Origin of the sequence: Aliiroseovarius sp. M344 (genome assembly GCF_025140835.1) — a bacterium.
Lineage (GTDB): Bacteria > Pseudomonadota > Alphaproteobacteria > Rhodobacterales > Rhodobacteraceae > Aliiroseovarius.
In genome coordinates this window covers 1,339,971-1,363,147 of the sequence record NZ_CP081153.1, presented here as the reverse complement: position 1 = coordinate 1,363,147, position 23,177 = coordinate 1,339,971, and the positions used below count along the sequence as shown (strand labels likewise).

The 23,177-nt window shown below is 59.6% G+C and carries 18 protein-coding genes; 14 read left to right on the top strand and 4 right to left on the bottom strand.

Annotated features, from left to right (window positions below):
• Positions 1-31 precede the first annotated feature (31 nt).
• The 12 genes from K3556_RS06650 to K3556_RS06595 all read left to right on the top strand — a co-directional run bounded on the left by K3556_RS06650 (position 32) and on the right by K3556_RS06595 (position 12,084).
• The gene (locus K3556_RS06650; RefSeq protein ID WP_260518934.1) at positions 32-1,246 is read left to right on the top strand and encodes a bifunctional alpha/beta hydrolase/OsmC family protein; all 1,215 of its coding nucleotides are present in this window, start codon (positions 32-34) and stop codon (positions 1,244-1,246) included.
• 111 nt (positions 1,247-1,357) lie between these two features.
• Positions 1,358-2,407 (top strand): alanine racemase, encoded by a 1,050-nt coding sequence (gene alr / locus K3556_RS06645; protein ID WP_260518933.1) that lies wholly within the window; start codon positions 1,358-1,360, stop codon positions 2,405-2,407.
• On the top strand, positions 2,404-3,189 hold the full coding sequence (locus K3556_RS06640; protein ID WP_260518932.1) for an MlaE family ABC transporter permease: 786 nt from the start codon (positions 2,404-2,406) through the stop codon (positions 3,187-3,189). Before alr ends, K3556_RS06640 begins: the two co-directional genes overlap by 4 nt.
• Positions 3,186-3,932: an ABC transporter ATP-binding protein gene (locus tag K3556_RS06635; protein WP_260518931.1), complete on the top strand. Its 747-nt coding sequence runs from the start codon at positions 3,186-3,188 to the stop codon at positions 3,930-3,932. The genes K3556_RS06640 and K3556_RS06635 overlap by 4 nt, the downstream gene beginning before the upstream one ends.
• Positions 3,933-4,365: 433 nt before the next feature.
• On the top strand, positions 4,366-4,803 hold the full coding sequence (locus K3556_RS06630) for a paraquat-inducible protein A (protein ID WP_260518930.1): 438 nt from the start codon (positions 4,366-4,368) through the stop codon (positions 4,801-4,803).
• Positions 4,804-4,858: 55 nt separating this feature from the next.
• Positions 4,859-6,226: a DNA repair protein RadA gene (gene radA / locus K3556_RS06625; protein WP_260518929.1), complete on the top strand. Its 1,368-nt coding sequence runs from the start codon at positions 4,859-4,861 to the stop codon at positions 6,224-6,226.
• 51 nt (positions 6,227-6,277) lie between these two features.
• On the top strand, positions 6,278-6,838 hold the full coding sequence (locus tag K3556_RS06620) for a CvpA family protein (RefSeq protein ID WP_260518928.1): 561 nt from the start codon (positions 6,278-6,280) through the stop codon (positions 6,836-6,838).
• Between the two features lie 211 nt (positions 6,839-7,049).
• Positions 7,050-8,501 carry an amidophosphoribosyltransferase gene (purF, locus tag K3556_RS06615; RefSeq protein WP_260519188.1) on the top strand — a complete coding sequence of 484 codons (1,452 nt, stop codon included), beginning with the start codon at positions 7,050-7,052 and terminating at the stop codon, positions 8,499-8,501.
• 61 nt (positions 8,502-8,562) lie between these two features.
• The gene (locus tag K3556_RS06610) at positions 8,563-9,216 is read left to right on the top strand and encodes an SDR family oxidoreductase (protein WP_260518927.1); all 654 of its coding nucleotides are present in this window, start codon (positions 8,563-8,565) and stop codon (positions 9,214-9,216) included.
• A gap of 126 nt (positions 9,217-9,342) precedes the next feature.
• Positions 9,343-10,140: a 5'/3'-nucleotidase SurE gene (surE, locus tag K3556_RS06605; protein ID WP_260518926.1), complete on the top strand. Its 798-nt coding sequence runs from the start codon at positions 9,343-9,345 to the stop codon at positions 10,138-10,140.
• Positions 10,137-10,790, top strand: a complete 654-nt coding sequence (locus tag K3556_RS06600) for a protein-L-isoaspartate(D-aspartate) O-methyltransferase (protein WP_260518925.1) — start codon at positions 10,137-10,139, stop codon at positions 10,788-10,790. The genes surE and K3556_RS06600 overlap by 4 nt, the downstream gene beginning before the upstream one ends.
• A 121-nt stretch (positions 10,791-10,911) precedes the next feature.
• Entirely contained in the window at positions 10,912-12,084 is a 1,173-nt protein-coding gene (locus tag K3556_RS06595) for a LysM peptidoglycan-binding domain-containing protein (protein ID WP_260518924.1), read from the top strand.
• Positions 12,085-12,154: 70 nt separating this feature from the next.
• On the opposite strand, the gene K3556_RS06590 is transcribed toward K3556_RS06595, so the two are convergent.
• The 4 genes from K3556_RS06590 to K3556_RS06575 form a co-directional block, all read right to left on the bottom strand.
• Complete coding sequence (locus K3556_RS06590) at positions 12,155-14,113, bottom strand: bifunctional 2',3'-cyclic-nucleotide 2'-phosphodiesterase/3'-nucleotidase (RefSeq protein ID WP_260518923.1); 1,959 nt, start codon at positions 14,111-14,113, stop codon at positions 12,155-12,157.
• Between the two features lie 266 nt (positions 14,114-14,379).
• Positions 14,380-15,837, bottom strand: a complete 1,458-nt coding sequence (der, locus tag K3556_RS06585) for a ribosome biogenesis GTPase Der (protein WP_260518922.1) — start codon at positions 15,835-15,837, stop codon at positions 14,380-14,382.
• A gap of 48 nt (positions 15,838-15,885) precedes the next feature.
• A complete protein-coding gene (locus tag K3556_RS06580; RefSeq protein ID WP_260519187.1) occupies positions 15,886-17,229 on the bottom strand; it encodes a PQQ-like beta-propeller repeat protein in 1,344 nt (447 codons plus the stop codon).
• Between the two features lie 68 nt (positions 17,230-17,297).
• Entirely contained in the window at positions 17,298-17,933 is a 636-nt protein-coding gene (locus K3556_RS06575; protein ID WP_260518921.1) for a hypothetical protein, read from the bottom strand.
• Positions 17,934-18,158: 225 nt separating this feature from the next.
• Here K3556_RS06575 and K3556_RS06570 point away from each other — a divergent pair, with 225 nt between their 5' ends.
• Both K3556_RS06570 and K3556_RS06565 read left to right on the top strand, forming a co-directional pair.
• A complete protein-coding gene (locus K3556_RS06570) occupies positions 18,159-19,394 on the top strand; it encodes an efflux RND transporter periplasmic adaptor subunit (protein WP_260518920.1) in 1,236 nt (411 codons plus the stop codon).
• Positions 19,391-23,161, top strand: coding sequence for an efflux RND transporter permease subunit (locus K3556_RS06565; protein WP_260518919.1), 3,771 nt, complete (start codon positions 19,391-19,393; stop codon positions 23,159-23,161). The genes K3556_RS06570 and K3556_RS06565 overlap by 4 nt, the downstream gene beginning before the upstream one ends.
• Positions 23,162-23,177: the final 16 nt, after the last annotated feature.

Below are 23,177 nucleotides of genomic sequence, written 5' to 3'. Positions count from 1 at the left end.
ATGTGCAAGCACGCGCCGTTGGGAGATGTCGATGAAAACCGAGAAATTCAGTTTTACGGGTCATGCAGGCCATGCTTTGGCCGCACGGCTTGATCTGCCAGACGGACCACATCTGGCGACAGCCCTGTTTGCGCATTGTTTCACCTGCGGAAAAGACATTGTCGCCGCGCGCCGGATCGCAGCGCGGCTGGCCGGACTTGGTATCGCCGTCCTGAGGTTTGACTTTACCGGTCTGGGTCATTCGGAGGGAGAGTTCGAGAACACTCATTTTTCATCCAATGTCGACGACCTAACATTGGCAGCCCAAGCTTTGGCGGACCGGGGCATGGCCCCCAGCCTGCTGATTGGCCACTCGTTGGGCGGCGCGGCAGTCATCAAAGCGGCCAGCCTGCTGCCCGGCACCAAAGCCGTTGTGACCATAGGCGCACCCGCAGATCCCGCCCATGTGGTCGCCAATTTCAGCGACGCGGTGCCACGTATTCGCGCCGAAGGCAGCGCCGAAATCAGTCTGGGCGGACGCCCCTTTCGGGTTAGTGACGATTTCATCAAAGACGTCGAAGCCAGCGAGCTGGACACAGTGTTAGGCGCATTGAAGCCCGCGATCCTTGTGTTACATGCCCCTCGGGACGAAATCGTCTCGATTGACAATGCCGCGCGCATTTTCATGGCCGCGAAACACCCGAAAAGCTTTGTCACACTGGATGACGCCGATCACCTTATCTCGCGACCCAGTGATGCGGAATATGTCGCGGAGGTTATTGCCGCTTGGGCTGCCAAATACGTCGAACTGGCCCCACCTGCGCCACCGCCCGGAGCGCCGGAAGGCATCGTGCGTGCCGCCGAAGCGGACCCCCGCGGCTTCTTGCAAGACATACAATCCGGACCAAACCACCACACGTTTGCGGACGAACCCCTGGCCTATGGCGGCACCAACAAAGGCATGTCGCCTTACGGGTTTCTCGCGGCTGGACTTGCGGCCTGCACATCGATGACGATCCGCATGTATGCGCGACGCAAGGGTTGGCCGCTTGACCATGTGCGGGTTGATGTCAGCCACGACAAAGTTCACGCGCAAGATGCCGAAACCGGCACCCGCGACCGGGTCGACCTGTTCCGCCGCGAAATCCATCTGGAGGGCACGTTGGACGCAGATCAAAAGGACCGCCTGCTAGAGATCGCCGACCGCTGTCCCGTTCACCGCACGCTGGAAGGCTCAAGCGAGGTCGTGACTGTCCTCGCCGATTAGCCGAACAACCGCGCGTTTCTGAACCACAGGGCGTGGGGAAAACCGCGCGGGGTCCGACCAGAGCAGATTTTTGCCTTGACCTAAGCCACCCGCAGGTCAAAAACCCCCCTTATGAGTACAGGCAGACTTACCATTGATCTGGACGCCGTGGCCGCCAACTGGCGGGCGCTGGACGCCAAATCCGACCAGGACGTGCAAACCGCCGCCGTGGTCAAAGCCGACGCCTATGGGCTTGGTGTGGGCAAAGTTGGCCGCGCACTGGCCGCCGCCGGGGCGCGACGCTTCTTTGTCGCCGTGGCCGAAGAAGGTGCGGCTTTGCGCGAAGCGCTTGGCCCCGGGCCAGAGATCAGCGTTTTTGCCGGGCATATGTCTGGCGACACTGACATGATCCACGATCTGGGTCTTGTGCCGATGCTCAATTCGGTCGAACAGCTGACCCTGCATTTTGAAGCGCTGCCCGGCCATCCATTTGGGGTGCAGCTGGACACTGGGATGAACCGGTTGGGCATGGAGCCAAACGAATGGGCCGCTTTGCGCGATCTGGTGCTGGCGCAAAACCCGCGCCTAATCATGAGCCATCTGGCCTGTTCGGACGAACCGACCCATCTGATGAACCGCCAACAGCTTGAAACCTTCCACGAGATGACCGAAGGCGTGGACGTTCCGCGTAGCCTTGCCGCCACCGGGGGCATCTTGATGGGGCCAGACTATCATTTTGATCTGACCCGCCCCGGAATCGGGCTGTACGGCGGCTTGCCGTTCGACAAGGCCGAACCGGTCGTATCGCTGGATGTGCCCGTCATACAAATTCGCGATCTGGCTGCCGGGGAAAGCGTCGGGTATTCCAATTCGTGGATCGCCGAGCACCCGGCCCGCGTGGCCACGGTAAGCGGTGGCTATGCAGACGGGATATCCCGTTCCCTGTCGAACCATGCGGTTCTGTTTCACATGGATACGCCCTGCCCGATCTTGGGTCGTGTGTCGATGGATCTGATCACCGTTGATATCAGCCACCTGGACGAAACGCCAAAAACGCTGACCCTGGTGGGCAAGCACCAAAGCCCGGATGATCTGGCTGACGCGGCGGGTACAATCGGCTATGAAGTTCTGACACAACTTGGTGCGCGGTATGCGCGCTATTATGCGCGAGGTCGCGGATGAAGCCGCTAACTTACCCTTTGGCCGCCATTGGTCATGTGACGCTTGGCTTTCTGGCCATGGTCGGGCGCGTGGCGATGTTTGCGGGTCAATCCCTCAGCCATATCCTGCGCCCCCCCTACTATCCCCGCGAATTTCTGAATGCGTTGCTAAATATCGGGTATTTCAGCCTGCCAGTGGTCGGCCTGACCGCGATTTTCACAGGCGCGGCCTTGGCGTTGCAAATCTACTCTGGTGGGCAACGTTTTTCGGCCGAGGCCGTGGTGCCACAGATCGTCGCCATCGGCATGGTCCGCGAGCTTGGGCCAGTGCTGGTCGGCCTGATGATCGCCGCCCGCGTGACATCTTCGATCGCCGCCGAAATCGCCACCATGAAAGTGACCGAGCAGATCGACGCGCTTGTCACCCTGTCCACGCACCCGATGAAATACCTGACCGCGCCGCGTGTGCTGGCCGCAATTCTTGTCGTGCCCGCCCTTGTGGGCATCGGTGATATCATCGGCATCATGGGCGGCTATATCGTCGGCACCAAGCAGCTTGGGTTCGCCCCGGGGGCCTATATCAACAACACGTGGAACTTCCTTGAAACCGCTGACATCGTGTCCTCCCTTGTGAAAGGCGCGGTTTTCGGGTTCATTGCCGCCGTCATGGGCTGCTATCACGGCATGAATTCCGGTCGCGGCGCGCAGGGTGTGGGTCGGGCCACCAAGACCTCGGTCGAGGCCGCCGCGATCCTGATCCTTGCCGCCAACTTCCTTCTCACCAGCTTCTTCTTTACATCATGATTGAGTTAAAAAACGTTCATAAAGGCTTCGGCCCAAAGCAAGTTTTGGCAGGTGTGAACCTTACCATTCCGCGTGGCGAAAGCATGGTGGTGATCGGAGGCTCGGGCACTGGAAAATCCGTGCTACTGAAATGCGTCCTTGGCCTGATGACACAAGACAGCGGCACAATCACACTGGATGGCGAAGACACCCTAAAGGCCGAACGCGACGCGTTTCTGGCCCGTTTCGGGATGCTGTTTCAGGGCGGCGCGCTGTTTGACAGCCTGCCTGTCTGGCAGAACGTCGCCTTCCGCCTATTGCGCGGCTCACTAGCCCGCCCATGGGACGAAGCACGCGAGATCGCCGTTGAGAAACTGCGCCGCGTCGGCCTGACCCCGGATGTGGCCGACCTGTTCCCCGCCGAACTGTCCGGCGGCATGCAAAAACGTGTGGGCCTTGCCCGTGCGATTGCTGCCGAGCCCGAGATCATCTTCTTTGACGAGCCCACCACCGGGCTTGACCCCATCATGTCCGGCGTCATCAACGACCTGATCCGCGAGATCGTCGTCGAAATGGGCGCCACCGCCATGACCATCACCCACGACATGTCCTCGGTCCGCGTGATCGCCGACAAGGTGGCGATGCTGCATGACGGGAAGATCCAGTGGACCGGCCCGGTCAGCGAAATGGACGCGTCCGGCGATCCTTATGTTGCGCAATTTATCTCGGGCAGCGCTGAGGGGCCAATTGAGGCGGTGCGGTGAGACATTGATTGGTCCAGCGTACTTCCTGCTTTGGGTAGCGTTGATTGGGGCGCTAGTTACCTACTGTCTAACTAGCGTTTATGTATTGTGCCTCCTTTTGCAAAAAGACTGGAAACGCTCAGCCATTGTTGTCGCTCTATTGGCAATCATCTTTATGATAGGTGAGCCCTTGATTAAGTCATTCGGCTTCGGGATATTGGCACTCGCTTCAATCAGCTACCTAGCTTGGATCGTAGTAATGATGATTTGCTGGCCCACCCGTCAAAACATTTGGTACAGGTGGGCACTCAATCTTCCACTGGCCAGCGGTGTCATTGGGTTTTCTGCCATGATCTTGTCTTTGATATTTTTCGCAATGACCATGCTAAGTCCATGAATAGGCAGTTTCGCAACCTGCTAACTTCGAGCTATTAAAAGAAACCAGTTTGACAACATGCTCAAATACCTCAACCTCGCCCTCCTGATCGCCTTCCCCATCGCGTGGTTCGCGCCGCTCATGCGCGCGGGGATCAACCTGCCGCTCTTTGGCCTGAAGGAAGTCAGCGTGATCTCTGGCCTGCAAGCGCTCTGGGACACGGATGTGGTCCTCGCACTGATCGTCACATTCTTCGCGGTCTTTGCCCCGATCATGAAGGTGCTCGGGCTGGCATTGATTCAGTTCGGCATGATGCGCCGCAAGATGCTGCCGGTGTTCAACGTCCTTGGCAAATTGGCGATGGCCGATATCTTCCTGATCGCGCTTTACATCGTGTTGGTAAAAGGCATCGATCTGGCGAAGATCGAGACCGGGTGGGGCCTGTATTTATTCACCGCCTGCGTGCTGGCGTCTATCGCGCTCAGCTTTGCCACAACGAAACGTCAGCGGGCATAACACGGCACGCCCAACAGGTCTTGCATGCCCGCAAGTGCTCAGGCAGAAACGCCCCATGGCAAAAGCTCAGAAAATCTTTACTTGCAACGCGTGCGGCGCGTCCTCGTCCAAGTGGTCGGGGCGCTGCGAGGCCTGCGGGGAATGGAATTCCATTGTTGAAGACACACCGCTAAGTGCCGGTCCTGCCTCAAAATCTTTGGGCGGCAAGCGCGGATCGCCAGTGGTCTTGACCGACCTGTCCACGGAAGAAGCCCCGCCACCGCGCACCGAATGCGGCATGGGCGAGCTTGACCGGGTTTTGGGCGGCGGGCTTGTGCCCGGATCGGCCATTCTGGTGGGCGGTGATCCCGGTATCGGCAAGTCCACCCTGCTTTTGCAAGCGGCGGCAAAATTCGCCAAGGCCGGTCTGCCCACGATTTATGTCTCGGGCGAAGAAGCCTCGGCGCAAGTCCGGATGCGCGCCCAACGTCTTGGCCTGACCAATGCGCCGGTAAAACTGGCCGCCGAGACCAACCTGCGCGACATCATGACGACGCTGGACACCGAACGCCCGGCGCTGGCCATCATAGACTCGATCCAGACCATGTGGGCCGACCATGTGGACAGCGCGCCTGGGTCGGTCAGCCAGGTCCGCACCGCCGCACACGAATTGACCACCTTTGCCAAGAAACGCGGCATTTCGGTTGTGCTGGTCGGTCACGTCACAAAGGAAGGGCAAATCGCTGGCCCACGTGTTGTCGAACACATGGTCGACACGGTGCTGTATTTCGAAGGCGAGCGCGGCCACCAGTTTCGCATCCTGCGCGCCGTGAAAAACCGTTTTGGACCGGCAGATGAAATCGGCGTGTTTGAAATGACCGGAAAGGGGCTGGCCGAAGTGCTAAATCCGTCCGCCCTGTTTCTGTCCGACCGTGAAGACCCTGCCCCCGGTTCGGTGGTTTTTGCTGGGATTGAAGGCACGCGACCTGTGCTGGTCGAATTTCAGGCGCTTGTCGCGCCCTCTTCCCTCAGCCAGCCACGCCGGTCGGTTTTGGGCTGGGACAGCGGCCGATTGGCAATGATATTGGCGGTTCTGGAAGCCCGGTGCGGCATCCCCTTCGCAGGGCTGGATGTCTATCTAAACGTCGCTGGTGGCATGAAAATCACCGAACCGGCTGCCGACCTTGCTGTGGCGGCGGCGCTACTTTCCGCACGCGAGGACGCCGCAATCCCGAAAGAGACTGTGGTTTTTGGTGAAATCAGTCTATCAGGGGCGTTGCGCCCCGTGGGACAGACCGAAAACCGGTTGAAAGAAGCGCAAAAACTTGGTTTTACAGCCGCAATTGCGCCCACGCGCAGCAAAACAGGCTCGGGTTCGGGTTTGAAGATACAGAAAATGGCGGACCTGACTGGGTTCGTTGGTGAGATTTTCGGGGCGGGTTAGCCCCACAGACAGGGACGGTCGCAAGCAAAGCTTGAGCCGAAGTGAGACGACATGGAAGGCTTTACCTTGATTGACGGGATCGTTGCGGCGGTCATCCTGATTTCGGCCATTCTGGCCTATTCGCGTGGGTTCGTGCGCGAAGGCATGTCCATCCTCGGGTGGATCGCTGCGGCCATTCTGGCCTATATTTTTGCGCCCCGCGCACTGCCGCTGGTCAAGGAAATCCCGGTTCTGAAAGACTTCATCGCTGACAGTTGTGAACTGTCGATGATCGCGGCTTTCGCAGGGGTTTTCGCACTGGCTCTGGTGATCGTCTCAATCTTCACTCCGCTCTTTTCGTCCGCTGTGCAACGCTCAGCCCTTGGTGGGCTGGATCAGGCGCTTGGCTTTATCTTCGGCGTGGCGCGCGGCCTACTTTTGGTGGCCATCGCGCTGGTGATCTATGACCGCATCGTCACCACGGACACGATTGCCATGGTAGATGACAGCCGCACCGCCAAGATCTTTGCCCGCACGCAAGACAAAATCAACGAGCAGATCCCCGAGGACGCCCCCGGTTGGATCGTTGGTAAATACGAAGAGCTGGTGGGCGCCTGCACTACCGGCACGTAATACCGCGCAACAACCATCACACTTTAGAACACGCGCCTTTCGGGGCGCGTTTCTTGTTTTTGGGCGCGCGTACCCGGCCTCTCAGCAGAAATCCCACCCCGCTTTGTGATAGTTTGGTGACATAGTGCAATGGGTCCATTAAGACGGGGCCAACGTCACGGAATCGGAGCTCGCTGCCATGTCCGACACCTCGCCCAACGACACGCCCTCTATGCCACCTGCGCATCCCTTTGATGATGACAAGTTGAAAGAGGAATGCGGTGTTTTTGGCGTCGTTGGCATGGTGGATGCCGCGAATTTTGTCGCCCTTGGTCTGCACGCCCTGCAGCACCGCGGTCAGGAAGCGGGCGGTATCGTCTGTCATGACAGCACCCAAGGCTTCAACTCGGCGCGTCGTTTTGGCTATGTGCGCGACAACTTTACCAAAGCCAGCCTGATGAAGACCCTGCCCGGACCAATTGCGATTGGTCACGTGCGCTATTCCACCGCCGGATCCAAAGGGGCCGTCATCCGCGATGTGCAGCCTTTCTTTGGTGAGTTTTCGATGGGCGGAGCGGCGATTGCGCATAATGGCAATATCACCAATGCAAACGCGCTGCGCCGCGAGCTGATTGAACGCGGGTCGATCTTTCAAAGCTCCTCCGACAGTGAATGCATCATCCACCTGATGGCCCGGTCGCTTCAGCGCAGCATCCCGGAACGGATGGAAGACGCGCTGCGCCGTGTCGAAGGCGCGTTTTCAGTGGTTGCCATGACCCGCACCAAATTGATCGGCGTGCGCGATCCGCACGGCGTGCGCCCGCTGGTCTTGGGGCGGTTGGGGGATGGCTGGGCCCTGTCATCGGAAACCTGCGCGCTCGACATCATTGGCGCCGAATTTATCCGTGAAATTGCGCCGGGTGAGATGGTCGTGATCAGCGAAGCAGGCGTTGAAAGCAGCTTCCCGTTCCGTCCTAAACCCTCAAAGTTTTGCATCTTCGAACATGTTTATTTTTCCCGCCCGGATTCCAGCTATGGCGGGCGTTCAGTCTATGAAACCCGCCGTCAGATCGGGGTCGAGCTGGCCCGCGAAACCCCGGTGGATGCCGATATCGTCTGCCCGGTGCCGGACAGCGGGACGCCCGCCGCAATCGGATACAGTCAGGAAAGCGGCATTCCCTATGCGATGGGGATCATCCGCAACCAATATATGGGCCGCACCTTCATCGAGCCGACCGAGCAGATCCGCAACATGGGTGTTCGCCTGAAGCTCAACGTGAACCGCGCCCTTATCAGGGGCAAACGCGTGGTTCTGGTCGATGACAGCGTGGTGCGCGGGACCACCACCCGGAAAATCAAGGACATGATGCTGGACGCAGGTGCAGCCGAGGTTCATTTCCGCATCGCCAGCCCCCCGACCGCCTGGCCCTGCTTTTACGGCGTGGACACGCCCGAGCGCGAGAAGCTGCTGGCTGCGACCATGACCGAAGAAGAGATGCGCGAGCACCTGAATGTCGACAGTCTGAAATTCATTTCTCTGGATGGTCTTTATCGTGCGGTCGGCGAGGCATCTGGCCGCAACAAGGACTGCCCGCAATATTGCGACGCCTGTTTCTCGGGCGAATATCCGGTCACGCCTTCTGACAAAGTTGAAAGCGGGTTCAAGCTGCAAGCGGCAGAGTAACGTCGTTAGTTACGGTAAGTTTTGCCTTGCACCTCGAAAACATGGATGAGATGACGCCGTCATGACGGATACCCAGAAAATCGCATTGGTCACAGGCGCATCGCGCGGCTTAGGTGCGGCCCTCGCGCTTGAACTGTCCAAAACGCATCACGTTGTGGCCGTGGCCCGCACCACAGGCGCGCTTGAAGAACTGGACGACAAGATCAAAGCCGCTGGCGGCGCAGCGACCTTGGCACCGATGGACATCACCAACAAGGATGCGATGGCGCATCTGTGTCGGTCGATCCATGATCGCTGGGGGCCGGTCGACGTCTGGGCGCATACAGCTATCTATGGCCCTGCCCTAATGCCGACGCCAGATTTGGACGATAAGGGCTGGGGTCAGGCGCTAAAGACAAACGTGGAAGCCACGCGCAACCTGATCTTCATGGTCAACGCACTGATGACCGACGACAGCACCGCATTGTTTTTTGCCGACGACCACGCGGGCGAGAAGTTTTTCGCAGGTTACGGCGCGACGAAAGCCGCCCAAATGGCCTTGGTGCGCAGTTGGGCCGCGGAGAACACCAAACTGGGGCCGCGCGTCATCATTGCCGAACCGAAGCCGCTCGCAACCTCGATGCGGGCACGGTTCTTCCCCGGTGAAGACCGCAGCAAACTGGCTCCGGTCGACGACGAGGCCCGACGCATCCTGTCAGACGCAGGGCTTGCTTGAGCGCATTACGCCCGCATGCCTTGCCACAAAGATCGCGCTGCGCTTGCCGCGCGCGCCAAGCTGTCCTATTGAGAAACCATCACTGCCCGAAACAACGGGTGGACAGCCGGGCAGAAGGGCCAGACCATGCGTATTCTCATCACCAATGACGACGGGATAAACGCGCCGGGTTTGAAGGTGGCGGAAGCCATCGCGCAGGAAGTCGCGATGGAGCTTGCGGGCGAAAAGGCCGAAATCTGGACCGTTGCGCCCGCGTTCGAACAGTCCGGCGTCGGCCATTGCATTTCTTACACCCACCCGTTCATGATTGCCGAACACGCCCCGCGCCGATTTGCCGCCGAAGGCAGTCCCGCCGATTGCGTCATTGCTGCGATCTATGACGTGATGCCGGACCGTCCCGATCTTGTGATCTCGGGCGTCAACCGGGGCAACAACTCGGCCGAAAACGCTCTGTACTCCGGCACCCTCGGCGCCGCGATGGAGGCGGCTTTGCAGGGCCTGCCAGCCATTGCGCTGTCGCAATACATGGGCAAAGGGACAATGGGGCTGGACAATGTATTCGATGCAGCGGCAGCAGGTGGTGGCGAGATTGTGCGCCGGTTGCTGGCAGATGCGCCATGGGAACACGGCGCTGATTACCGGCTGTTTTACAACGTGAATTTCCCGCCGGTCGCAGCGGACCTGGTGAAAGGTGTCAGGGCCGCTCCGCAAGGCTGGCGCCATGATGCCTTTTTCGGAATTGAAGCGCAGAACAGCCCCTCGGGCCGCAAATTTCTGTGGATCAAAGGTGGCCCGCAGGCCAACCCATCTTCACCGGGCATGGATTTGACGCTGAACCTTGATGGGTATGTGTCCGTGACACCGATGCGCGCGGACCTTACGGCGCATGATCATCTGGATACTTTGGGGGCGCTGTTTGGATGAGCGACGCTAGGGTGCAGGACGCGGAACGCAAAATGCAGTTCCTGTTTGCCCTCCGCTCTAAGGGGGTGACAAACCCGCGCGTCCTGTCCGCCATGGAAGAAATCGATCGTGGGCCCTTCGTGCGCGGCCTGTTTGCCGAACGCGCCTATGAAGATATGCCGCTGCCGATTTCCTGCGGGCAGACGATCTCGCAGCCCTCCGTGGTGGGCCTGATGACGCAGGCCGCACAGATCAATCCACGCGACAAAGTGCTCGAAGTGGGAACCGGGTCCGGCTATCAGGCGGCGATCCTGTCGCGCCTTGCGCGCCGTGTGTACACCGTCGACCGCCACCAGAAACTGGTGCGTGAAGCCCGCGAGATCTTCGAGGCACTGGATTTGCACAATATCACCGCGATCACCGGCGACGGATCGCGCGGATTACCCGACCAAGCGCCGTTTGACCGCATCATTGTGACCGCTGCTGCCGAGGACCCGCCCGGTCCCCTCTTGGCGCAGCTTGCCATTGGCGGTATCATGATCGTGCCGGTGGGCCAGTCCGATGCCGTCCAGAGCCTGATAAAGGTGACGCGCAGCGAAGATGGCTTTGAGTATGATGAGCTTCTGCCGGTGCGTTTCGTGCCCCTTTTGGAAGGGCTTGGGCAGGACTGACGCGAGAAAGACAAACCGGGGAGCCGGAACCGTGGGGCCAAGCCCCACATAGCAGTAAAAAGGCCCAGCAAGGGTCGCAACCAGAGCCTGCAAACAGGCCAATGGATTGAGGATGAGAGCTATGCCATTCCAAAGCACGACCGAAATGCGTGCGCCCCGCCCTGTGCGGCGGCGTCTTATGCACTCTGCCGCCCTGTTTGGGGTTCTGGTGGGGTTAACGGCCTGCGACAAACCCTTCGATTTCGACATGCGCCGTTTCGCCGATGGTGGCCTGTCGACAACCGCGGCGGCACAAGGTGCCACGACAGCGGCGCGACCAAAAGCAGATGCGCGCGGCGTAATCTCGTATCCCAGCTATCAGGTGGCCGTCGCCAAGCGCGGTGACACGGTTGCACAGGTTGCCGGTCGCATTGGGATGGCACCGGCCGAGCTTGGTCGCTATAACGGCGTCTCGGTTGACGCCCGGTTGCGCGAAGGCGAAGTCCTGGCGCTGCCCCGCAGAGTGGCCGAACCGGCCTCCGGGGTGATCCAGCCTTCGGACAATATCGACATCGCAACCTTGGCGGGCGACGCGATTGACCGGTCTGGCACAACGACGACAGGCACCGCGCCCGTTACATCCGGCGAACAACCCACCCGGCACCGCGTTAAACGCGGCGAAACCGCCTATTCCATTGCGCGCAGCTATGGCGTTTCGGTCCGGTCTTTGGCTGACTGGAACGGGCTGGGCTCAAGCCTGACGGTGCGCGAAGGTCAACATCTGATGATCCCTGTGAAGGTTGACGCACCCGTTACGACAACGCGTATCAGTCAACCTGGACAGGGTTCGGCGGCCCCGACGCCGCCGTCCTCCGCCAAACCATTGCCCAAGGATGAAACAGTGCCAACCAAAGTGTCCGCCCCGGCATCACCCAAGTTGGAAGAAACCCGCACGCCCGCAAGCACGGCGCGCATGGCCCTGCCAGTGGCCGGGAAAGTCACCAGCCTGTTTGATGCCGAGAAAGCTGGTTATATCCTTGTCTCTGCCAAACCCGGCGATCCTGTCAAAGCCGCGGCCAGCGGCACGGTCCGACTGGTGTCCAAAGATGTCGAGGGGGAAGAGATCGTGGTCATTGACCACGGCAACGGCACCCAAAGCGCCTACAGCTTCATCGATGGTATCAAGGTCAAGAAAGGTCAGAAGGTACAACGCGGCCAACAGATCGCGTCCGCCTCAAAGAACCAATATAACGCAATCCAGTTCCTTGTGTTCAAAGGGACAGAGCCGGTCGATCCGATGCCCTATCTGAACTAAGCCGACATACAGCACGCAGAAAGGGGGCAACCAATGGTCGCCCCCTTTTAGTTAGACCCTGCAGCCAGCGTCAAAGCGCGATGCGAAACAGCGCAAAGCCTGTGTCTGACATACCGGCCTCTTCGATCGTCACACCCGGAACCGAGGCTGCATGTTTTGCTGCAGCCGGACCGGTTTCGAACAGAACGGTCGTGTCCGCCATCGGCGCGAAGGTCCAGTTTGCATCAGCCTTCGGGCTGACCGTGCCTTTTTCAACGATATAACGCACGATGACATCGCGGTTTGTATCCGGACCTTCGAAGATCGTCGTGTCACCGCCCGCACCGGGGAAATGCCCACCGCCACCGGCACGATAATTGTTGGTAGCGACGATGAATTCCTGATCTTCATCAATAGGTTGCCCATTGAAGCTGAGGTTTGCAATGCGGTGCGCATCCGGTGCGATCACCTCGCCATCTTTATTGTAACGCGCCGGCTGGCTTAGGTCGATTTGATAGGTCACACCGTCAATCACATCGAAATTGTAGCTTGGCATTTCAGGGTTCAGCAGGACGGCATCCTTGGCCCCTGGTTCGATCTGGTTGAAGATTGTCGCCGAACGTTCAAGCCATTCCCGCAGCGTCGCCCCGTTGATACGAACGGCCCGAACCGTGTTGGGATACAGGTAAAGGTCGGCCACATTCTTGATCGCGACGTCGCCAACTTCAACATCGGTATAGTATTCCGGCCCGCCCCGACCACCGGCTTTAAACGGCGCAGCAGCGGACAAGACCGCCAGCCCTTCATGCTCGGTCCCTTTCATCATTTGTTCGATGTACCAGGTTTGAGCATTTGATACGATTTGCACCGATGGATCATCCGCGACCAGCGCGAAATAGGAATGCAGCGGCGCATCCGTCTTACCGACGGCGCGACGTACATATTCCAGCGTTTCGTCGTGCTCTTTCTGTACCGATGCCAGCACAGCCGCATCACTTTCCACCAAGGCCGTGATCGAACGATCTTCGTTCCTTTTGTAAATCGGCCGCGCCTCTGAAGTGTGCGAGACGACACGCCATGCACCACCATCATGTTCCAGCATCAGGTCGATCAGGCCCATATGCGACCCCCAAAAGCCGCCCATGACTGCCGGGATGCCCATCAGTGTGCCAGCTTCGACATCTGCTCCGGCAAAATCAGCATATGTCGAAGACGGAAACACCAAATGCGAGTGGCCGGTCAGAATGGCATCAATCCCTTCGACAGCCGCCAGCGGAACAGAGGCGTTTTCCATCCCGTCGGTATGCTCGGCCGCCCCGATCCCGGAATGAGACAGCGCGATGATCAGATCGGCACCTTCTTCCCGCATCTGTGGGATATAGGCGCGCGCGGTCTCGATAATATCGCGGGCCATCACATTGCCTTCCAGATGACGACGATCCCAGTTCATGATTTGTGGCGGAACAAAGCCAATAAAGCCGATACGGATTGGCTGCACCGTGCCGCCGCCATTGGTCACTTCGCGATCCACGATCACATATGGCGGCAATAGGGTTTCGTCCTCACGCGGGGTGGCGCCAAGCGTCTTGGCGACGTTTGCGCAGACCACCGGGAAACCCGCACCTGCGACAGATTTCATCAGAAAATCAAGGCCATAGTTAAACTCGTGATTGCCCAGCGTCGACGCATCAAAGCCAAGCGTATTCATCGCCGCGATCACGGGGTGCATGTCACCCTCTTTCATGCCGCGCTCATAGGCGATGTAGTCGCCCATTGGGTTGCCTTGCAGAAAATCGCCATTGTCCAGCAGCAGCGAATTTGTCGCCTCGGCCCGAATATCTCCGATCAAAGACGCGGTGCGGGCAAGCCCGACCGTGTCGGTTTCCCGATCGGAATAGTAGTCATAGGGGAAGACGTGGACATGCAAGTCCGTGGTTTCCATGATTCGCAAATGCGCCTGATTGGACGACGCCATCAACGAATAGGGATGCAGGGCGATTAACCCAGCTGTGCCGGCTAAAAAGCCACGACGGGAAAGGGTAAGAGACATGGAAACCTCCGGATCTGACAGTTTTGGAAATAGGCTAGGCTTCTATCATGACAGCGAAATGACCCGTTTGGCAAATTTCTCCGCCTAACGCGTTTAGAGAATGCCTAGATCACCGGATTTTGGCGAAACGCCGAAATGCTGAGCGGTGTTTCGAATGATCCCTGTCTCAGGTTTCATCCGAAACGCTTAAGAAAAGAAACACCCCGCAGATCAGGGTGATCAACGGGGTGCATGTTAGATTAACATTTTCAAAGGTATAGCGCGCGTTATTCGTCAGCCCGCCCTTTGCCCAAATGTTTACGCAGACGCGACGGCGTCGACTTCTTTCGGTTCTTGTAAGGGTTCTTATCTCCTTGCCCCCGCATGGTCAGCCGGATCGGTGTGCCGGGCATGTCGAAATCCTCGCGCAACCCATTGACCAGATAACGGCTGTAGCTTTCAGGCAGTTTATCAGGATGCGAGCACATCACCACGAACCCGGGCGGGCGCGTTTTCACCTGTGTCATATAGCGCAGCTTGATCCGGCGGCCGCCCGGTGCGGGGGGCGGGTGCGCTGAAATCATTTCCGCCAGCCATCCGTTCAGCTGGGCGGTTTTCACCCGGCGGTTCCAAACGTCGTGAGCGCGCATCACGGCTGCTTGAAGTCGATCCAGACCCTTGCCCGTCTTGGCCGAGATGGTGATCAAGGGCGCACCGCGAAGTTGTGGCAGAAGGCGCTCAAAGGCTTCTTTCAGCTCTTTCAACTTGGATTGCTTCTCAGACTCGGCGTCCCATTTGTTGACCGCAATGACAACAGCGCGCCCTTCGCGCTCTGCCAAGTCGGCGATGCGCAGGTCTTGCTGTTCAAACGGAATTTCCGCATCAAGCAAAACCACCACAACTTCGGCGAATTTCACGGCTCGAACGCCATCAGACACCGACAGTTTCTCAAGCTTTTCCTGAACCTTAGCGCGTTTGCGCATGCCAGCGGTGTCAAATATTCGCGTGGGCACGCCGCCCCAGTCAAAGCGTACTGAAATGGCGTCGCGGGTGATCCCGGCCTCGGGGCCCGTCAGCAGCCGCTCTTCCCCAAGCAGTTTGTTGATCAGCGTGGACTTACCCGCGTTGGGGCGGCCAATCACCGCCACTTGCAGCGGTCTGTCTTCGGTCGGGACGCGCGGGCCATCATCGGCCTCCTCGTCAAAATCCACATCCGTTTCGGGCGCTATGGCCGCGGCGCGTTCCTCAAATTCTTCCGAGATCGGGCGCAGAACATCCATCAATTCGCCCATGCCTTCGCCATGTTCGCCAGAAAGACGGATCGGTTCGCCCAGCCCAAGCGAGAAAGCCTCCAGATATCCAGCTTCGCCCGCTTTGCCTTCGGATTTGTTGGCCGCAAGGATCACATGCGCGTTTTTGCGGCGCAGGATGTCGGCGAACACTTCATCTGACGGCAGGATGCCGACACGGGCGTCGACCAAGAACAGGCAGGCATCCGCCATCTCGACGGCGCGTTCTGTCAGGCGACGCATCCGCCCCTGCAAGCTTTGGTCGGTGGCTTCTTCAAGCCCAGCACTGTCGATCACTGTGAAGCGCAAATCGCCCAGCCGCGCCTCGCCTTCGCGCAGGTCACGGGTCACGCCGGGCTGGTCATCAACCAGCGCAAGGCGTTTTCCAACCAAACGGTTGAACAGGGTGGATTTGCCCACATTCGGGCGCCCTACGATAGCGAGGGTGAAACTCATTTCCGACTCCGGGTCACATGAAGCGCCCCGCATACACGGTTTTATTGGTCAGCGCAAAGCCAGAAGTTTGCCGTCGCGCGAGACCAGATAAGCGGTGCCGTTCACGACCACAGGTCGTGTTGCTGCCCCGCCGGGAATGGCCACCTGACCAACCAGCGTACCATCGACGGGGTTGAAGCCACGCATCACCCCGTCCGAGGACGCGACCCATAGCCGTCCGCCCGCCAGAACCGGCCCAAGATTGGCATAGATCGCCTTGCGTTTGCGGGTTTTCGCCTTGGTATAATAGGGAAGCGGCACGCCCCAGATGCGTTCGCCGGTCTTGGCGTCCAAGCGCACAAGCTGTGCTTCGTCTGACACAAGGAACACCGATCCACCGGTCACCCAGACCGGGCTAACGGCGCCTTCTTTGGCCGTCCACAGACGTTCTCCAGACAGGTTGAGCGCCACGGTGCGTCCCGCCGGATTGCCGGAATAGATCACTCCATCTTTCACCACCGGCTCGCCAGTGATGTCTGTCACGATCGAATAGCCGCGACCCGCGCGTTCACCTGCGATCAGGTTGGACCAGGTCCGCGCGCCACCTTTTTTCAAAGCGGCGACGATCTCGCCCGACGCGAAGGGCAAAAGCACCAGGCGGTCGGTCACAGCAGGCGACGACACGCCCACAACGCCATCCTGGCTTGGGGTGCCGGACAGCCGCCATTTGACGCGGCCGGTGCCGGTTTCAATGGCCCACGCGCTGTTGTCCCGGCTGACGACGTAAACCAGCCCGCCCGACACTGCCGGTGCGCCAGAACCGGACGCATCCATTTTTTGCTGCCATTTGACCTTGCCGGTCGCGGCGTCAAGTGCGCTGACCAGACCGAAGCCAGAGGTCACATAGACCGTGCCATCCGCATAGGCCAATCCGCCCCCCGAAGCGTCGTCTGAACGGTCAGACGGCGGGGTCAGATCGCGCGCCCAAAGGGTTGCGCCTGCGGTCGACGTGGCTACAACTTGTGCGCGGCTGTCCAAAGTAAAGATCCGACCACCGGCCACAACCGGTTCGGCGGTGATGCGGTGTTTGCGGTCATTGCCCTGCCCGATCGACGCTGCAAAGCGCAGTTTTGGTGCCGGTGACAGGGCGGGATGGCGAACCTGATGGGTCAAGCTGCCACCCAGATGGGTCCAGCTTGCATGATTGACCGTCGCAGGCAGCGAGATTGGGCGCGCGCCATCCTGGCGTCCGGCCCCTTCGACCGCAGCGGCGGCGTCAGACAGTTCACCTGCGCTCAAAGTTTGCGGGTTCAGGCTGCGCAAATCTTCGCGATCACCTGGCAAAATGTATTCCGGTTGGGAACATGCCGCCAATAGGCTCAACGAGACCAAAATTCCGGCGCTTTGTTTCAACTTCACGAGATGCCCCCCGGGATACATAAAATGTCTTTTCAAACCGGACCGGTGTCCAGTGTAGGTGGTCAGGATGTCTCTAACGACCCACCCAGCGCCACAATCAACTGAGACGCGCGTCGACGCAAGGCCCCAGAGGCCTCATCATCCACCAAAAGAGCTTTCAGGCGCGTGATGGCGGCGTCTGGCTGCCCCTCGTCGACCTCGACAAGCGCCAATTGTTCTTCCGCCAAAACACGAAATGGCGCGCCGGGAATGGCCAGTGGCTCAAGCCGCGCGCGCCGCGCGGCGGTGTCCAGACCCGACCCGGTATTTGACACAAGTTTCAGTTGCGCCAAATCACGATACAGGGGATCGGCGTTGGCATCATCGGCCAAGGCGCGCAGGGCGTCTACGCCCGCCTCACCGTCGGCTGCTGACAGCATCGCGACCACTGCCGCGGCATCTCCGGTCGCGTCGATCGCGGAAAGGGCCGCTGCACGTTCCGCCGGGTCCGCTTGTTCTTCGGCGGCCAGAATGGCGTCACCAAGGGACTGCGCGGCGGATCTGTCGCTGGCTTTGCGCCATTCGTTATAGGCCGCACCACCCACCATCAGGACGACCAGCAAAACGGCGATCCAGCCGTATTTTCGCATCAATGCGTACAGCTTGTCGCGACGAACCTCTTCGCTCACTTCATCGATGAAAGTATCGGTCTCGCTCACGGCAATGCCTCCGGGTCAAAATCTTCCCTCCTTTTGCCCCAACGACGCCCGGTTGCCAAGGGGGTGCATCGGCCACAGCTGGACTGCTGTGTCTGGCGCCCTCGCAGGTTGGCCTGCACAGGCGGCACTGCCCTTCCGGTTGCACAGGTCAGGGAAGCCACACTTGTTCGCAGGGGGAACTCGGCCTATCTTTCGGCACATTGATTAACACTGGCAGGAAATCTTATGCGCCTCTTCCCAATAATCACCGCGATCCTTGTGGTAGCAGGCCTGTTCATGCTGGTGTTTCAGCGCGACACGCTGGAAACAGCAGCCGGTAGCCCCGAGGCCCCAGCCGCCGTGCAAACACAGGCGTTTGATGACACCGAAGAGGCACCGTCCAAGGGCGTGTCTGTGGTGGCCCTGCGCAGTGTGGCCCGCGAGATCGAGATGCCCGTCCTGCTGAGGGGCCGGACCGAGGCCAACCGGCGCGTCGAGCTGCGTGCGGAAACCACTGGTCAGGTCATATCCACCAAGATCGCGAAAGGCAGCCCTGTCGAGGCAGGCGATGTCTTGTGTCGTCTGGACGCTGGCACGCGCGAAGCCAGCTTAGCCGAAGCCACGGCCCGACTGGCAGAGGCAAAAGCGCGCGCACCCGAAGCAGAGGCGCGCGTGATCGAAGCGCAGGCCCGTCTGGACGAGGCAACATTCAACCTGACAGCAGCGACCAAGCTGTCGGCGGGCGGCTTTGCCTCGGATACACGCGTGGCAAACACCAAAGCGTCTGTTGAAACAGCCCGGGCCGGGTTTATCGCCGCCCAATCCGGTGCGGCCAGCTCTGGCGCCATGATCCAGTCCGCAGAAGCCGCCGTCGCCGCTGCAGAGCGTGAGATTGAGCGCTTGGATATCCGCGCACCCTTCCCCGGCACGCTGGAGACGGACAGCGCGGATATTGGCACGCTTCTCCAGCCGGGCGCTGTCTGTGCGACGCTGGTGCAATATGACCCCGCGCGGGTTGTCGGAAATGTGTCTGAACTTCAGGTCGATCAACTCAGAACCGGATTGGCCGCCAATGTGCGCCTTGCGTCCGGCGGCGCGCTGACTGGCGTTGTGACCTTTGTGGCCGACACCGCCGATCCTGTAACCCGGACCTTCCGCGTCGATGTTGAGGTCACACAAGACCAAGGCGCCCCGGTCGTGCGTGCGGGTCAGACTGCCGAGGTGGTCATCACCGGCAACGGCTTGCCCGCCCACCTGCTGCCCCAAAGCGCCCTGACGCTGGATGACAATGGTCGTCTGGGCGTGCGGATCGTAACCAAGGACAAGTTGACTGGCTTCGCACCCGTTTCAATGGTCCGCGACAGCGTAGATGGCGTATGGGTCACCGGACTTGCCGACACAGCCGACGTGATTGTCATCGGCCATCATTATGTCACCGACGGCGTTGCGGTCGAACCCACCTATCAGGAGCCCGGCATATGATCGGTATCGTCGACTGGGCCGCTGATCGGGCCCGGATGGTCATAGCCTTCGTGATCCTGTCGGTCCTGGCCGGTGCGATCGCCTATGTCAGCCTGCCCAAGGAAGGTGAGCCGGATATTGAAATCCCGGCGTTGTTCGTGTCTGTGCCGTTCCCCGGCATTTCTGCAGCAGACGCAGAACAGCTGCTCTTGCGCCCGATGGAAACAGAGCTGGCAGACATTGATGGTCTGAAAACCATGTCGGGCACGGCTGCCGAAGGCTATGCCGGGGTCGCACTGGAATTTGAGTTTGGCTGGGACAAGACCAACGTCATGGCGGATGTCCGTGACGCCATGAATTCGGCCGAAGGAAGCTTCCCGACAGGGTTCGACAGCTATTCTGTCAACGAGATCAACTTTTCGGAATTTCCGATCATCATTGTGAACCTAACCGGCAACGTCCCCGAACGCACATTGGTACGGCTGGCGCGCGAACTTCAAGACAAGCTGGAAGCACTTGATGCAGTTCTGGAAGCCTCGTTGGCCGGGTATCGCGATGAAATGCTCGAGGTCGAAATCGACCCGCTGAAGCTTGAAGCCTATAACGTGACCGCAGGCGAGCTGATCCGGGTGGTGCAGAACAACAACCAGTTGATTGCCGCAGGCGACATCAAAACCGCCACGGGGTCGACAGCTGTCAAGATCCCCTCGTCCTTCGACGAGGTGCAGGATGTGTATGACCTTCCGGTGAAGGTAAACGATGACAGCGTCGTGACGCTGGGCGATTTGGCGACAATCCGGCTGACCTTTGAAGATCGTGAAGGCACGGCCCGCTTCAACGGCGATACGACCGTGGCGTTGCAGGTGGTGAAGCGCAAAGGGTTCAACTTGATCGATACCGCCGCTGAGGTGCGCGATCTGGTCGATCAAACGCGCGACGAATGGCCTGCTGAACTTAGGCAGGCGGTGAAAATCGGCACGTCGAACGACCAAAGTTATGTTGTCGACAGCATGGTGCGCCAGCTTGAAGGTTCGGTCATTACGGCCATTGCGCTGGTGATGATTGTCGTGCTGGGCGCGCTTGGCACCCGGCCCGCATTGCTGGTGGGCTTTGCGATCCCGACATCCTTCCTTCTGACCTTCGCGCTGTTCGGCGCGCTTGGCGTCACGATTTCGAACATCGTAATGTTTGGTCTGATCCTTGCGGTCGGGATGCTGGTCGACGGGGCCATTGTGGTTGTGGAATACGCAGACAAGAAGATCAGCCAAGGTGTGGGTCCAATGGCGGCTTATACCGCCGCCGCGAAACGGATGTTCTGGCCCATTGTCAGCTCAACCGCCACGACGCTCTGCGCCTTCCTGCCCATGCTGTTCTGGCCGGGCATCCCGGGCCAGTTCATGGGGTGGCTGCCCAAAACGCTGATCTATGTGCTGTCAGCGTCGCTTCTGGTGGCGCTGGTTTATCTGCCGGTTGTCGGCGGTGTGTCGGGCCGGATCAGCCGCACCATCGGCTTTTTGTCAGGCGCGCTGCGCGGATTGCCCGTTTGGGTGCGGATCATGCTGGTCCTGCCTTCGGCTTATGTTCTTTTCCTTTCGGCGTTTCAGCTTCTCAACCCCGGCTACCTGTTCGGTGGAAAGCCACCCTTTGAAGGGGCCATGGCCATCCTACCCGGCGCAGTGATGTTCCTGATAGGGGCATTCGCGACGTCCACCACGCTTGGGTCGCTCAGCTGGCATCGGGAAGCAAAGAGGGTGAAAGGCGGCTATCGCCGGACATGGTTTGGTCACCTGATCCACTTTATTTCGGGCAATCCGATCATGCCAATTGTCTCCATCGCGCTGGTCATCGGCTTTGTGGTCTCGACCTTCATGCTGTATGGCCGAAACAATCTGGGGGTCGAGTTCTTTGCCGATAGCGAACCCGAACAGGCCATCGTCTATGTGCGCGCCCGTGGCAACCTGAGCCTTCAGGAAAAGGACGAAATGGTCCGGCAAGCCGAAGAGATTGCGCTGTCAACCAAGGGCATTGAAAGTGTGTTTGCGTTCGCCGGCGCGGGCGGGTTGAACCAGAACACCGGCGGGGCGATGGGGCCGCGCGACAGTATCGGGCAGTTGCAGATCGAGCTTGTGGCATGGTCAGATCGCCCCTCGATCGAGAAGGACGCCCCCCTATTTGGCCTGATCCCCTTCACGACGACCGAGATTGATCCTGAATTCGATGGGGATGCGGTCATGGCCGCACTAGAGGAACGCCTGACCACCCTGCCCGGCATCAAAACAGAGGTATTGAACCTGAACCGTGGCCCGGCGTCGGCTAAGCCGGTGCACCTGCGCATAAAAGGGGACGATTGGGATGTGCTGGAGCAGGTCACCAGCGCCGCCATCGCCCAGTTCAATGCAACCCCCGGGCTGACCGCCATTGAAGACACGATGCCGCTGCCCGGTATCGACTGGCAGCTCAAGGTCGATGTCGAGGAAGCTGGGCGGTATGGTACGGACGTCGCCACAGTGGGAGGCATGGTGCAACTTGTCACCAACGGCATCCTGCTCGATACGATGCGGGTCGACAGCTCGGACGAGGAAATCGAAATTCGGGTGCGGTTGCCGAAGAAAGACCGCGTATTGTCGACGCTGGATGGTCTGAAGCTGCGCACCACGACTGGGCTTGTCCCCCTGTCCAACTTCGTCACCCGCAAGCCAGTGCCCAGCCTTGCGCAAATCGACCGCGTGGATCAAAGTCGATATTTCGATGTGAAGGCAGGTGTGCAGGATGGACTTGTTCGTTTGACGGATTCCGACGGCGCGGAACAATTTTTCAATGTGGATGAGGCCGACCGGATCATGGCAACCGAAAATGGCGCGGATCTGACCCGCACACCAGTCACCCCCGGCGACCGGATCGCGAGCCTGACCGCCTGGATTGAAAGCACCGATTTGCCCGCAGGAGTGACCTATGAATGGACCGGTGATCAGGAAGATCAAGCCGAAAGCCAAGCGTTCCTTGGGCAGGCCTTCATTGGCGCACTTGGGTTGATGTTCATCATCCTGCTGGCGCAGTTCAACAGCCTGTACAACTCGGTTCTGGTGCTGCTGGCAGTGGTTCTGTCCACAACCGGCGTTTTGGTTGGGATGATGGTGATGCAGCAGCCATTCTCGATCATCATGACCGGCACAGGGATCGTCGCGCTGGCGGGGATCGTGGTGAACAACAACATCGTTCTGATCGACACCTATCAGGACTATTCGCGCTATATGCCGAAGATCGAAGCGATCACCCGCACCGCTGAAGCCCGCATTCGTCCGGTGCTGCTGACCACGATCACCACCATGGCAGGTCTGGCACCTATGATGTTCGGGCTGTCGCTGGATTTCTTCAACGGCGGCTATTCGATCGACGCGCCAACGGCCCTTTGGTGGAAGCAACTGGCAACCGCCGTGGTCTTTGGGCTGGGGATCGCGACCGTACTGACGTTGATCTTCACGCCGTCTATGTTGGCGTTGCGAGTGTGGCTGTCAGCGGGTGCCTATCGCTCGGCCAACGGGTTGCGGGCCTTGGCCCAGCGGTCTGGTCAGACGGCGCGTGATGTGGCGCTTGAAAAGGCCGCGCGCAAGCAGCCAATCCACGAGGTGTTGTGGGTCACAGAAAGCGATCTGGACGGCGCGCCAGACACAGGCCAGAGCGACATGGTTGGTCAGGATGACGCCACGCCGGTTTCCGAAGGTGAGGCTGAGGCTGAGGCAAAGCCCTCAAAAGGCCGCGGCAAACCACCGCTTCGGGCCGCAGAGTGATCTGCAAACTGGCTCT